Below are 13,554 nucleotides of genomic sequence, written 5' to 3'. Positions count from 1 at the left end.
ACTTTATTTTAGTTTGCTAACGATTTCTTGTAATCTGTTGTGGGCCATATTGATGCCTTGTTTAAATGGAAGCTGCATCATTTGATCTCTTAATGCATTTGATTTGTAAACAATTTGCATGGTCAGTTTGCTGGTATTTGCTGTGATTGCTTCAAATTCCAGAAACTCTAATTGCACTGCAAATGGTGAATTTTCCATTTCAAATGTTCGGGTGATTTTTTGGTTGGGGATATACTCATGGATGGCGCCGTTGATCTGTAGTACTACATTTCCTTTTGCATCACTAGTTTCAAATTGATAGCCGCCGTGTTTTTTGTTTTCCAGTTTTAAAACTTTGGTTCCCATCCATTGTTCTACAATTCCGGGTTCTATATACGCTTTGAAAAGCAGGGAAACAGGTAAGTCGAAATCTCTTGTAATGACGAGTTCCTGTTTGCTGTCTTCAGCATTTATTTTTGTTTTTAATTCCATATTGGTTTAGTTTTCTGGTTTATAGTTTTTCATTATGTCCTCAAGTTTATTGAATCTGTCATCCCACATTTTTATGAAAGGTTCAATGAATTCAGCAACTTCTCTCATTCGTTCTGCATTTATGGTATAATAGACTTCTCTGCCGTTTTGTGTTTGCTGAAGTAATTCACATTCGGTCAGGATTTTTAAATGTTTGGATACGGTTGGTCTTGCTGTGTCAAAATTGGATGCGATCGCTCCGGCTGTCATCGAATGCGAAGTCACCAAAAGTAAAATAGCTCTTCTCGTCGGATCGGCTATAGCCTGAAATACATCTCGTCTTAAATTCATTGTGAAGTTATTTGGCTACAAATATATGTGAAGTTATTTGGCTACGCAAATATTTTTAGGATTTTTTTTGTAATTGATTGTATTTTAGTAGTAAAGTCTTTGTTCTGATAGATTGAAAGGAGAACTGGAAAAGTGTAGTTCTTGAAAACTTTAAAAAATTACATTGCTCTCTAATGATTATTTGTGCCCTGGAAGTAATAAAAGCACGATCCTTTCAAGATGGCGAGTGTACCATTTCTCTGCATGACCTAAAATAAAAAAAGGTTGAGTAAAATAAATTACTCAACCTTTTGTGACCCGACTGGGGCTCGAACCCAGGACCCCATCATTAAAAGTGATGTGCTCTACCAACTGAGCTATCGAGTCATAATTCGATTCTTGAATGGGGGTGCAAATATAGGAAGTTTTTTTTGGTAATACCCAATAAATTTAATTTAAAAAGCTTGAGAATAGTAGTTTTTTTTTAACTCGTTGTTTATTAGAAATTTCGAATCGTAGTAAATTCTTTTCTATAGGTACTTGGCGTTTTTCCTGTTATCTGTTTAAAATGCTTATTGAAATTCACAAAATTCTGATAACCACTTTCATAGCATACATCAGATACTGATAGTTTTTCATTTTGCAAAAGTTTGCAGGCATGCCCTGTTCTTAATTCGTTTAAAAAACGGGTAAATGATTTTTGAGCTCGTTTTTTAAAGAAACTGCAAAATGCCGGTGGTGTCATGTGAGCGACAGATGCAATCGTTTCTAAAGAAATGGGTTTGGTGAAATTCATCATTATGTATTTATACACCTGATTCATTCTTTCGGTGTCTTTTTCATTATAGGAATGGAAATATCCTAAACCGGCAAGCAGCTCATATTCATCAGTATTGAGCATAATATTTACGATCTTAAGAAATTCAATTATTCGCTGAAGTCCTTCAGTTGCTTATTTTGCAGAATTTCATAATAGAGATACACGTTTATACGCTAGTATAATGTTTCCTACTTCCCCTTGGGAAAATGCTTCGCCGGGTTATATTTATGATTGGAGCGCAAGCAGCAATATGACAGGATATAATTACAGAAAATTAACGGATCCAGCTTATCTTTCTGCAGAATGGGATGGCGCGCAGGATTTTCCGATTATGCGTTATGCTGAAATTTTACTGATTTATGCAGAAGCAAAAAATGAGGAGAGTGGTCCGGATAGCTCTGTTTACGATGCAATTAATGACATTAGAGATCGTTCAGGAATGCCAGCAGTAGATCAGGCGATGTATAATACGAAAGAAAAAATGCGTGAACTTATTCGAAATGAAAAACGTATTGAATTAGCGGGAGAAGGGCAGTGTTATTTTGATAGTCGCCGTTGGGGAATTGCTGATCAGGTAATGAAAACCATTTATGATATTACAGGTAACATTGCACAAGAGCGTGGTTGGCAGGCCAAATTTATGAAATTGCCCTATCCGCAGGCTGCGGTAGATAAGAACCCGAATTTGAGTTCGGCACAATCAGAAAAAGGGTGTTAAAGAAAAGACGATCAACAATTTGTAAGTTGTTGTTGATTGGTTTTGGTTTCCAATAAATTGGTGGTTTATGTAAGAAGCACTGTCCTGTGGTAGGACAGTGCTTTTTTTTCTAGTGTAAATAAATAACTGGATATAAAAAACAAATCCCTTTTTACCTGTTACAGTAAAAAGGGATTTGTTTTAATAGCAACTCAAATAAATGAGCCTAAATAACTTTATGATTGAGGTTTCAGCTAAAATTATTTTTTGGTTGTATAAGGGATTTTCATTTTAATTTCCCAAGTACCGGAATCATTTATTTTTACACCCCATCTTATGTATGCTCTGTTTCGAATTTGACCAGTGGCAGGATCGATATAATTCGTCCAGTCTTTTACTCCATTATCTGCTTCAAAAGCTGCTTTATCTACCGTAAAAGCATCAGCTGTTGTTAAATAATACATTAAGTAAGCATCATTACCTTGGTAATTTCTTGCATATTGTGGAAATGGAGGAGCAGGTAAACCAAAAGTAGTGCTTTCTGAATCCAATACGACACCTATAGTATTGTCATGGTAATTTTGCAAAGGTTCAGATCCACTAATATTAAAAACTACTTTATTAGGATCAAGAGCTGCTCCATGACTATCGGCAATAATCATTTTTACGTTTACAGCCATTTTAGGTTCATCGCTTATTTTTACAATTGTGATATAAGGATCGGTCCCATCTAATACACCCGGAACTTTCGGATCACTATCATTTAAAACAGAGTAGGTATAACCTGTGTCATAAACTCCTCCTCCTTTGCCTAATTGTAATCTTGAACGCATCTCCGTTTTGAATTCTACAGGAACAAAAGGTCCCATTTTTACCCACGTAAACTTGTCTAATTGACGTTCGCCCCTAACATTTTTAGCATTTACATTAATAATGAAATCATTATTAACAACATTTTTTGAAGCTTGTGTGAAGACAAATTCACCACTCACCGGATTCATTATAATAGAAGGCTGCGGGCTCAATTTTAATTTTTTCATGGCCAGCTCCAGCGTAGTATCTGTTTTAGGATCAAACGGAGCGGTCCAGGTTAGAATTTCATGTAAGTCCTGCAATTCAGTAGTTGGTTTACCATCTTTGTCTGTAATACCGGTGATTGACCATTCCATAGGATAGGTCGATCCTTCTACAGCTGGTGGCGTTGAAGAATAAAATACGCCACGAGGTACGGTTATTGTGTCTTGTAGTGAATGTATATTATCACTGATATATCCTACTTCGGGCTGCTCACACGATAATACAAGCAGGGTAATCCCGAATAAATAAATTATCTTTTTCATATGTACTTATGTTATTTTTTTAATTTTCTTAGAAATAGCTTCAAAAAATCAATTTTGGCATTCCATTTTTGTTCTGACATTTTCCTATAAAAACGATGGTTTAATCGGTATAATTCGAAAAATGATGAGACCCTTGCAGTACATGAATTACTCCATTGGTAGAAATTAAATTGGAAGTTCTGACAACAGTATTAACATCGTCATTGTTACCGTCTTCACTTGGGTTAGCCCCCCAATAGTCGTCATCTCCCTTAAAAGTATAATATACATATTCAGGAAATTCATCTAACTGATCTCCATATTCATCGACAGGTTTAAGCGAAAGCATTCTTTGCTCTCCATTATGTGCCGTATAAATTTTTCCTTCTTTTACCAGTTTACTTCGATCGAGACTTTGATCAAAAATGTAGCCTCCCAACATCCCTTTTAAATCTTCAGTAGGTATATCATCGATTCCATAATCCTGATTCTCCTCTATGTCCCTCATATAATAAATATAATTTTTTATAGATAAGTTATTTGGAGCAAAAAGAGTTGTTGACTCGGCGTTAACTACGTCAATCATTCCTGCTTTTTCAATTAATAAAGCTAAGGTGTCTAATTGTTTATGTGATTTTAGAAAATCATAAGTTGATTTTCCAACATTTTGATCGGCCAAACCGCCATCTATTAGATAGTCATCGTTTGAACAGGAATACAAGGTAAACAGTACAATTATTATAGATATATATTTCATGTTTTGTGTTCTTTAAGATTAAAAAATTACAGTTTTCCTTTCCAGTAATCTGTTTGAATAATGGCTGGATTAATTGAAATTATTGTCGGATCAACTGGCCAAAAACATCCTTGATGAGAAATTCTGTCTGGATTCATCCAACTCACTCCTGCGTAGTAATTCATTCTGATTCTGTCAAATCCAGATTGTCCTTCTCCCACAAGTTCAATTGTACGTTCATCAAAAATGGCTTTGGTTAATGATGTAATATCTGTTGCACCAGTATAATTAGGTACATTTGCTTTAGATCTGATTGTATTTAGATCTGAAACCGCAGCTGTAGTATTTCCTAATTTCATATTGGCTTCTGCTCTAAGAAGATAGATATCTGCCAATCGGAAAATTAGAATATTCGATTCTGAAAATCTCGCATACGGATCAGTTGACTGACCGTCACGCGTTGCCTGCGAATACTTCATCAAAGAGGATTGTTCATTGGAGTCGAAATCACTAAAAAACAATTCTTTACGCTTGTCATTATCCCGATCCGGATTAGAATTCATCATATTCTTACCATAAAAATCATCATTAATAATTGGAGCATTGGAATTAGGATTTAGAAAAAACGGATCTGTTAATGTTAACCCTGTCATCGTATTGTCTCCTCCGTCAACACGATAAGACTCATTCATTGCAGAACTGATATTGATCTCAAAAAGTCCTGTTTTAGATTGACCAATACACATATCATTAAAGCCATCAACTCCTTCATTTGCATAATCAATAAGTGAAGCATTACTGTTTCCAATTACTGAATTAGCCGAGGCAAGAGCTTGAGCCAGCATCGCTGGATTGCCATGATCTCTACTCGCGTACCAAAGTGTAATATGTGCTTTTAAGGCTTCAGCGCTTGCTTTGTTTGCTGTAATAGCCCATTTAGGAGCCCCTGGAGATGAGTATTTCAGTAAGCTGATTGCTTTATTGGCTGCAGCCAAAGCAAAATCCAGCACTTTTAATTCGTTTTCTCTTGGTTTTGTGACGATATAACCGTCCTTAATCAATTGGTCTGAAGTTTCTATAACTTCATCAACAATAGGTGCATCTCCCCAAATACGGGCCAGATAGAAATAAGATAACGATCTTACAAAAGCCGCTTCTCCCATTAATCTGTTTTTTTCTTCTGTCGATTGGAAAGCACTGTCTGGCATTTCGCTTACGTGTTTTTCTATAGAAAGGGCCCAGTTTGCTGCTCTGTAAAATCCTTTCCAATTACGGGAATCATCTCGATACGCCAAAACATAATTGCCACTTCCTTCGATATAATCTACAATCCAGAATTGACTATCCATAAAAGTCATTCCGGTAAATTCTCCCCATAACAAAAAGTTTGAATCTCTAGTCAGTGCTTCTTTAAGTAAAGCGTAATCTCCAGCTAATGCTGATTCGACATTGGCTTGCGAAACCCAAAAATTTTGTGGAGTAGCAAGACCTAGTGGTTCCTGGTCCAGCATGTCTGTACAGCTAAAAAGGCTAAAAAAGCCAAAAATCAGGACTGTTATTTTACTGTATGTATATTTTTTCATTTTTAATTCATTTAAAATTTAATATCCAATCCAAATGTGAATGTTTTTGATTGTGGATACCCGTTTCCAAGAGTATACCCCATCTCATCTACTTGAGAAGCATCTGCAACTACTTTAGAACGTTGCCATTGATATGGATTTAAAATTGTTCCATAAACACGCACTCTAGAAATATGCATTTGATCTAAAACACGATTTTTGTCTATTGTATAGCCAAGAGTAGCATTTGATATTTTCCAATAATCACCACTTTCTTTCCATAAAGACTGACCACTTCTAAACCTGTAGTATGGTGTAGTATTTGGTCGGGCAGGATATAAAGCCGGGTAATGTACGCCTGCTGCACCATCTCCGGGATTCTCCCAAAATGACAAATCACTCAGATCTTGCAGTCCTGTAGTAGCCCAATCAGTACCTCTATCATAATTATCCAAATATCTTTGTGTAGATGAATCTATAATATCAGAACCAAAAGAGAATTGACTGTAGGCTTGTAAATACCAGCCTTTGTATCGTAAATTTATATTGAATAAACCTGTGAAATCTGGTGTTGGCTTAAATGAAGTATCTAGTTTGTAATCACCGGCTTCATCTAACAAATAATCACCATTATAATCTTTCCATATTGGTGTACCAGGTGCAATAGTTCCCCAGGCAGACTTGCCATGTAGCACTTCACCTGTATATGGATTTACGGGTAACTGACTCAGATAATCTATAATATATTCATTCTTGAATTGTACAGGAAGAATTAATGGCATTCCTACCACATATCCATAATCTCTGCCTCTGTTTGCATCATATCCGTAATAATCTTTGTTCCCATTAGGAAGCTTCGTTACATAGTTTTTGTTTTGACTTATCCCCGTAGTTACCTCTAGTTTCCAGGGATTATTCATCGAAAAGATTTGGAATTTAACCATTGATTCCCAACCGTAATTCATTACTCCCGCTACATTTGATTTGGCCTGATTGAAACCTGAATAAGCTGGGAAAAGTGTTTCAAATAATAGATTCTCTGTTTTTTTATTATAGGCATCAAAAGTTACATTGATTCGATTATTAAACAAATCCAAATCGAAACCAATATCCCATTGTTTTGCATTTACCCAGGAAAGATTAGGATTCCCGATAGTATTATAATCGGTTACCACTCCTGTTGTGCCGCCGTAAGTAGAGACATTCATAAGGTTAGACCACAACGGGTTTCCACCGTACCCTAATCTGTAAGATCCATATCTTAAAAAGTTCTCGTCAATTTCATTTCCATTTACACCATAACTGGCTCTTAGTTTTCCATAACTTATAATATTTTCACCCCAATTTTTGATGAAAGGTTCATCAGAGAAAACCCATCCTAACGCTACAGAAGAGAAATTAGCATAACGAACATCTTCACCAAAACGAGAAGAACCATCCCTACTAAAAGCAACGTCAATCATATAACGATCTTTATAACGATACCCTACACGGCCAAAATAAGATAATAAGGCATTTGATTCTATACTTGTATTACCATTAATCTGATCCTGCGTATAACGTTCGTTAATAACCTTGATAGCATCTACTCCAAATCCTTTGGCGTACATAAACATATTTTCATATTTATTATAATCCGTTTTTTGTCCTAGTACAGCCGTAATGGTATGTTCACTAAATTTTTTCAGGTAGTTAACATAAAGATCTGAAGACAAATTTTTACGGTTATACAAAGCATAACTGGCAAAACCATCGCCATCTTCACGCACTGTTGAAGGCTCATAATAATTTTTCTTTTCAGAACTATACACATAATTAAATTGGGCATTAACAGAAAAAGCAGAAGTGAAATCATATTTCATAAAATCAGAAAAGGTCACTTGTGTAACTTCATCAGTATTTAGCTTTTCAGATAATTCTCCTTGAAGTGATTTAATTTTAGCATCTGAAACATAAAATAAAGAAGAATTTAAGTTTGAAGGGTCAGTAGGTAATGTGTTATTAAATTGAAAATTTCCGCCATCAGGATTTCCCTGACCAGTTTGATTTTCAGTTAGCACTAAATTCACACGAAATTGATTGTCAAAATTCTGCCCAACTTTAGAATTGATATTTCCTGAAAAAGTATAACGCTTAAAACCTGAATTTTTAATAACACCCTCTACATTATCATATCCTAATGATAATCTATAGTTGGTCGATTCTGATCCGCCTCTCATACCTAAGTTATACTTATTAGAAATCCCGGTTCTATAAAATAATCCCTGATAATCTACTTTGTTATTAAAAGCCGGATTCAAACTGTCTGATAAAACCATTGGAATATGTGATGTTTGTAAGTCATCAGATTTCCACCATTTGTTTACCATGGCCATCTTGGCATTTCTTTCGGCAGATCCAATATTCATTGGTACTAAATCCGGAATAGGGGATAATCCTGTGTTTAATGAAAAAGTAAATTCTGGTTTATCCAATGCCCCTCCTTTTTTAGTGGTAATGATAATTACCCCATTAGCACCTCGTGATCCGTAAATAGCGGCTGCAGAAGCATCTTTTAAGAAATCTATTTTCTCAATATCATTTGGATTCAAAGAAGCTAAAAAGTCTGTGTTGGAAGTATTGTATCCTGCTAAATCTTCTAAAGAAGTCTGTACTCCGTCAATTACATAAAGCGGGCTGCTGTATCCTGAAGACATACTTGTATTTCCACGTATAACCAAAGAACCTCTTCCTCCGGGAGCACCCGTTTGAGTTGGTGTTTGTACTCCGGTTGCCAAACTACCAATGATAGAAGAAACACTAATTACCGGAATATCCTGTAAGTCTTTGCTGGTAATAGTTGATACTGCTGCATTTACATTCTTTTTATGGACTTTTTGATATCCAATAACAACAACGTCTGTTAAATCGTTTTGAGCAGATTTAAGTTTAATGTTGTAATTTTTTTGAGTACCAACAGTAATCTCTTTGTTTTGATAACCTACAAAAGAGATAAGTAAAACATCTCCTTCTTTTGCAGCTATAGAAAAACTTCCGTCTACATCAGTAATAGCTTGTATGGAACTGCCTTTTACTTTAACAGTTGCTCCTGATAAATTTTCACCTAATTCACCCAAAATTTTTCCAGTGATGGGATTGTCAATTTTGGATGTGATTAGTTTTCCTTCGGGTTTTGATTTCACAGGAAGTTTCATCAAAATATCTTTCTTTGAATCAGAAGATAATTTTGATGTATTTCCAAAAGAAGAAATAGTAAATAAGAATGCAAAAAAGAATATTGCTTTCTTTTTCATCAAAAGAAATATTTTTTTTTGTTTGGTTAATAGCCCAGCCGGAGCCGGGTCAAATTGGTTTCTCATAAATTGGTTGTTTAAGTGGTTTATAAATATGGTTTAATTAAATGTTTGATGTAATAACAGTTCGCTCTATTGGCTCGTTATTGGCGATTTTAATTAGGTTGAAATCAAAAAATAGAAGCATGGTGAGTACTGCTCATTTTTGATATTTATTTGTTTAATTATTTTAAAAAAAGGCATAGGAAGGGCAATAAGTAAACCATTTTTCGGTTTAACTTTCTTAAAATCAGACAGTAAATAGAGATGGTTATTTTGGCTGTTCTTACTTTTTCATTGCCCTAATTTTTCTCCTGAAAAACCAACCTTTTTTATTTAGGTTCTCCTTTCTCAGGCTGTAAACTTTCTAATATTGGCGTTTCTAAAGTTCCTACTGAAGTTTGTACTTTGTCATTTTTCTGTTCAAAAATTACAATATCATTAGCACCTTTTTTCAACCAACATCCTGGGAGATATAAAGTTTGTTGAGGTCCAACACTCCAATATCGGCCAATATTGATTCCATTTACAAAAACGATTCCTTTGCCCCAATCGCGCATGTCAAGGAAAGTGTCACCTACTGTACTCAGATTAAAAGTTCCCTGATAAACTGTTGGTGCTCCAACTTTTGCGTTATTTTTAGCATCGGTTAAATTTGGAGCGACATCCATTGGTAGTTGGTACATGTTCCAATCTCCGGTGATTGTTTGTCCGTTGATAATTACAGGTGAAATAATTCCTTTTGTACTATTTATAATGTCTGCTCCGTAATTAATACGTCCCATGTTCTCGACAATAATATCCAAAGTGGCATTAAAAGGAACATCGATCGTACAATCGTATTTTTTGTAGTAACGATTCAGTTCAGCTACTTTTACTCCATTCACATATACAATTGCATAATCACGAAGTCCTTTTAACTCAAGTGTTCCACTAATAGGCTGTTTGAATTTTTTACTGTACCAAACGTAGCCATGTCCTTGATTTAAATCCTCAAAAGTTAAAGGTGAATCTGCATTAACTGGTTTTACTTTATTCTTTAAATATTCGAGACTAACGGCTTTGGTTAATTTAATGTTTGGAATAGAAATTACCGGAATCTTTGTAGGGACTGGTGGTGTTTTAGGATTCTTTAAGATATCGCGTAATGCAATGTATTTTTCTGTTCCCCAACCTGCCTCGCTTATTGGAGCATCATAATCATAAGTAGTTAAGTCTGGCTGAATATCATGATTCCCATCGTAATTAGCTCCAGAGGTAAAACCGAAATTAGTTCCTCCATGCACCATATAATAGTTGAAAGAAACCCCTGCATCAAGATATTTTTGAGTTTGTTTTACTACACTTTCGGTAGAAACTTTCGGGAATTCTTCAGCCCAATGATCCAACCAGCCTGGATAAAATTCAGCCACCATATAGGGACCTTTTCCATCGTTATATTTATTGACAACTTCTTTTAGTTTAGCTACGTCATCTTCACCATTTACTGTTGGTAAAGCTCCCGGAAGGGCACCGCCTTCAAATAACCAGCTACCATCCGAAGTAAAGAAAGGAACGTTAAAACCGACATCTTTCAGTTGTTGAAAAACGGCTGCACTGTACTTTTTATGTTCTTCTAACGGAATATCTTTTCGTTGCGCTACATAGGAACCGAATTCATTTTCACCCTGAACCATAATTATTGGGCCTCCATTACTAACCAATAAATTTTTTACCTGTCCATAAAGTGCGGTAAAGTAAGATTTTGTCGCAGCTAAATATTGAGGATTATTACCACGAATAACCATTCCTGGAACATTTCGTAAAAACCACGGATATCCGCCAAACTCCCATTCAGCGCAAACATACGGTCCCGGACGTAAAATGACATACAAACCTTCTTCCTGAGCAATCTTTATATATTCGGCAATATCTTTATTACCCGTTTCAAAATCCCAAACACCCGGCACAGTTTCATGGTAATTCCAAAAAACATAGGTTGCCACGGCATTTAGTCCCATGGCTTTCATCATTTGCAAACGATGACGCCAATACGGTTTAGGAATTCGTGCATAATGCATTTCTCCGCTATGAATCTGAATAGGTTTTCCGTCTAAAACAAAATTACCATCTGTAATAGTAAAAGTATGTTTAGTTTGTCCTTTTGCGTTTACCGCCAGCAAAAGAAAGAGAAATAGGGTAAAAAGATTTTTTTTCATGTAACTATTTAATTTAATGAAACCAACGAACCATTGGTTGTTTATTATTTTCTATTTAAAATCAAAGACAATTTTCCCTTGAGAAATTTCATTGTCTTGTATTGAAACGGAATTGATTTTTTTGTTTTGAGATAGGACTGTACACTGTCCATAAGTTTAATTTGGGTTTTTGCTCTTACCAAATTCTGATTTTCATATGTTGTAGCGTAATAACTATCATTATTTAAGTAATCTCCCAAGAAACGACAGGCTTGCTCGAAAAGAATCAGGGGTAAACTTAGATGGATGTTTTTTGCTTCTTTCTCCGACATAAAAGAAGAGGCTACATTTACATAGGCTTTCATAAAGGCCTCATAAATTTCTATATCAAAAGATACTTTTGATAGATCCTTTTCTTCTTCAGTTGCTGTGTTAGTTCCTGTTCTTAAAGTGTCACCTATATCGTGAAAAATACTTCCCGGCATTATGGTATCAAAATCAATCATACATAGTATATTTTTGTTTTGATCAAAAAGCATGTTGCCTATTTTAGTGTCATTGTGTACTACTCTCAGAGGTATTGTTCCTGTATTTATATCACTAGCAACATTCTGTATGTTTTTAAAATTAGATTCTAAAAACGCAATTGATTCTTTTGCTTCTAATAACCTTTTCGGAGAAGCTTTTTTTATACTTTCCTTAAAGTCAGAAAATCTTTTTATGGTATTATGAAAGTCCGGGATTGTATATTCCAACTCCGAAACAGGAAAATTAAGCAATGCCGTATGAAACTTTGCTAAATAAGCACCCACCTGACTAGCAACCGCATCTGAGTCAATTCGATCTAGGACCAAAGAAGGGATATACGTTGAAAGCTGCCAGATCGCTTGGTTTTGTTCCGAATAAAAATGGCCATTTTTATTTTCGATAAATGTCAAAGTAAAAAAACCGTTTGCATTTAGATAGCAAGTAGTTTTGATCTTATTGTTCAACAAAGCTTTTATGTTTGGGAACACGATCTGGTTGATCTTTTGCAAAATATATTCAGCATCGGCAGTCTTAATTTTATAAGTGCTATTAATCAAGCCAATATCGATGACAGTGTAGGCAATTATAGGTTTGTCCGGATAAAAATCCTGAAAGACAGTTTGAATTAATTGTTCCATACTATCATTTGATGAATGCCGTTAGTATGCGTTTTTTTTGTCTCTATTTCAGCCAAATCTTTATATGTTGTATAAGTAAATCCAGCCTGTTGGTGGTTTTTATTTGAAATTTCAATATTTGATTTTTTAGTTTGTAACTTTTTAAAGGTTCCGTGTTGTGTTACAATAACTACGGCTAATTCTGCTAATTTTCGCTTCATCTACTTTGGTTATGCTTTATTAATATAAATCTTTGGTTGTTCTATTTTAGTTTATAGGATAATTTAGAAGTAAAATCTTGTTATTGAAGAATTTACTCTTTGTTTATTTCGAGTATTAATCTTAAAAAAAATAAACAAATTAATAATAATTCCCTCCCTTTTTTAACAAATATTAATCTTCAAAAAGGCCTGTTATTTTGGACTTTTTCCCATATTAAAAAAAATGAGTAAAAAAGACTTTATTTAATAATTATATGTTTTCATAAAAAATCTAAAAAACCATACTTAATTGCTGTTTTATTTGTTTTTAAATTAAAAATATGAACTAGTTGTTCGTAATTCAATGACTAAACTATATATTTTTTTTAAATAAAAAAAGAAAATTTAAAAAAATGTGTTCGAACACATTAAATTTATGTGCACGAGCACATTAAATACGCCAAATAACAACATTCAACCTTTTTTTCTGGTTTTTTAACTTTTTACAAATAACAAGAAAAAACTTTCTTTGTACTTGCAGGAGATTTTTTAAATGAACGGTTAGAAAAAGTATATTCGTAATGCGAAGGTTTTTACTGAAATGGGAAAAAAAAGTTGATTTTTATTATTTTTGATGTTCTAACTAAGAGTGAGTTTTGTTGTTTAGTGATTGAGAGAATGAAGGAGAAAATCTTTATCGGTATTTTGAAGGATCAAGCACAAAACCTGGGGAGGAAATGTCAAAATAAAATAAGAAATTTGCAATCTAAGAATTTGAGATGACCC

General features: G+C 34.5%; 10 protein-coding genes, 1 tRNA gene and 1 pseudogene. 1 reads left to right on the top strand and 11 read right to left on the bottom strand.

Annotation, left to right across the window (positions count from 1 at the left end; genetic code table 11):
- Window positions 1-3 precede the first annotated feature (3 nt).
- The 4 genes from Q7C23_RS15940 to Q7C23_RS15925 all read right to left on the bottom strand — a co-directional run bounded on the left by Q7C23_RS15940 (window position 4) and on the right by Q7C23_RS15925 (window position 1,681).
- Entirely contained in the window at window positions 4-471 is a 468-nt protein-coding gene (locus Q7C23_RS15940) for an SRPBCC domain-containing protein (protein ID WP_375033466.1), read from the bottom strand.
- A gap of 6 nt (window positions 472-477) precedes the next feature.
- Window positions 478-801, bottom strand: coding sequence for an ArsR/SmtB family transcription factor (locus Q7C23_RS15935; RefSeq protein ID WP_375033465.1), 324 nt, complete (start codon window positions 799-801; stop codon window positions 478-480).
- A 293-nt stretch (window positions 802-1,094) separates the two neighbouring features.
- Window positions 1,095-1,167, bottom strand: a tRNA-Lys gene (locus tag Q7C23_RS15930).
- A gap of 112 nt (window positions 1,168-1,279) precedes the next feature.
- Window positions 1,280-1,681: a helix-turn-helix domain-containing protein gene (locus Q7C23_RS15925; protein ID WP_375033464.1), complete on the bottom strand. Its 402-nt coding sequence runs from the start codon at window positions 1,679-1,681 to the stop codon at window positions 1,280-1,282.
- 73 nt (window positions 1,682-1,754) lie between these two features.
- Between Q7C23_RS15925 and Q7C23_RS15920 the strand changes: the two are divergent.
- Window positions 1,755-2,318 (top strand): annotated as a pseudogene (locus Q7C23_RS15920) (RagB/SusD family nutrient uptake outer membrane protein); the annotation flags it as partial.
- A gap of 239 nt (window positions 2,319-2,557) precedes the next feature.
- Here Q7C23_RS15920 and Q7C23_RS15915 read toward each other — a convergent pair.
- The 7 genes from Q7C23_RS15915 to Q7C23_RS15885 all read right to left on the bottom strand — a co-directional run bounded on the left by Q7C23_RS15915 (window position 2,558) and on the right by Q7C23_RS15885 (window position 12,789).
- Window positions 2,558-3,637 carry a hypothetical protein gene (locus Q7C23_RS15915; protein WP_375033463.1) on the bottom strand — a complete coding sequence of 360 codons (1,080 nt, stop codon included), beginning with the start codon at window positions 3,635-3,637 and terminating at the stop codon, window positions 2,558-2,560.
- Between the two features lie 100 nt (window positions 3,638-3,737).
- A complete protein-coding gene (locus Q7C23_RS15910) occupies window positions 3,738-4,373 on the bottom strand; it encodes a hypothetical protein (RefSeq protein WP_375033462.1) in 636 nt (211 codons plus the stop codon).
- Between the two features lie 26 nt (window positions 4,374-4,399).
- Window positions 4,400-5,935: a RagB/SusD family nutrient uptake outer membrane protein gene (locus tag Q7C23_RS15905; RefSeq protein ID WP_375033461.1), complete on the bottom strand. Its 1,536-nt coding sequence runs from the start codon at window positions 5,933-5,935 to the stop codon at window positions 4,400-4,402.
- Between the two features lie 11 nt (window positions 5,936-5,946).
- Entirely contained in the window at window positions 5,947-9,273 is a 3,327-nt protein-coding gene (locus Q7C23_RS15900; RefSeq protein ID WP_375033460.1) for a SusC/RagA family TonB-linked outer membrane protein, read from the bottom strand.
- Window positions 9,274-9,578: 305 nt separating this feature from the next.
- Window positions 9,579-11,444 carry a beta-galactosidase family protein gene (locus Q7C23_RS15895; protein ID WP_375033459.1) on the bottom strand — a complete coding sequence of 622 codons (1,866 nt, stop codon included), beginning with the start codon at window positions 11,442-11,444 and terminating at the stop codon, window positions 9,579-9,581.
- A 44-nt stretch (window positions 11,445-11,488) separates the two neighbouring features.
- Window positions 11,489-12,589, bottom strand: coding sequence for a phosphotransferase enzyme family protein (locus Q7C23_RS15890; protein WP_375033458.1), 1,101 nt, complete (start codon window positions 12,587-12,589; stop codon window positions 11,489-11,491).
- Window positions 12,577-12,789, bottom strand: a complete 213-nt coding sequence (locus tag Q7C23_RS15885) for a hypothetical protein (protein WP_375033457.1) — start codon at window positions 12,787-12,789, stop codon at window positions 12,577-12,579. The genes Q7C23_RS15890 and Q7C23_RS15885 overlap by 13 nt, the downstream gene beginning before the upstream one ends.
- Between the last annotated feature and the right edge of the window lie 765 nt (window positions 12,790-13,554).

This window comes from Flavobacterium sp. LAR06, from assembly GCF_041946075.1.
In the GTDB taxonomy this organism is placed as follows: domain Bacteria; phylum Bacteroidota; class Bacteroidia; order Flavobacteriales; family Flavobacteriaceae; genus Flavobacterium.
The sequence above is the reverse complement of the archived record's forward strand: the minus strand, read 5'-3'. Positions and strand labels throughout refer to the sequence as shown.

Coding starts and splice junctions, on each gene's coding strand:
- Q7C23_RS15935 (WP_375033465.1), bottom strand. CDS start 801: ATGAATTTAAGACGAGATGTATTTCAGGCTATAGCCGATCCGACGAGA.
- Q7C23_RS15890 (WP_375033458.1), bottom strand. CDS start 12,589: ATGGAACAATTAATTCAAACTGTCTTTCAGGATTTTTATCCGGACAAA.
- Q7C23_RS15895 (WP_375033459.1), bottom strand. CDS start 11,444: ATGAAAAAAAATCTTTTTACCCTATTTCTCTTTCTTTTGCTGGCGGTA.
- Q7C23_RS15910 (WP_375033462.1), bottom strand. CDS start 4,373: ATGAAATATATATCTATAATAATTGTACTGTTTACCTTGTATTCCTGT.
- Q7C23_RS15915 (WP_375033463.1), bottom strand. CDS start 3,637: ATGAAAAAGATAATTTATTTATTCGGGATTACCCTGCTTGTATTATCG.
- Q7C23_RS15905 (WP_375033461.1), bottom strand. CDS start 5,935: ATGAAAAAATATACATACAGTAAAATAACAGTCCTGATTTTTGGCTTT.
- Q7C23_RS15925 (WP_375033464.1), bottom strand. CDS start 1,681: ATGCTCAATACTGATGAATATGAGCTGCTTGCCGGTTTAGGATATTTC.
- Q7C23_RS15900 (WP_375033460.1), bottom strand. CDS start 9,273: ATGAGAAACCAATTTGACCCGGCTCCGGCTGGGCTATTAACCAAACAA.
- Q7C23_RS15940 (WP_375033466.1), bottom strand. CDS start 471: ATGGAATTAAAAACAAAAATAAATGCTGAAGACAGCAAACAGGAACTC.
- Q7C23_RS15885 (WP_375033457.1), bottom strand. CDS start 12,789: ATGAAGCGAAAATTAGCAGAATTAGCCGTAGTTATTGTAACACAACAC.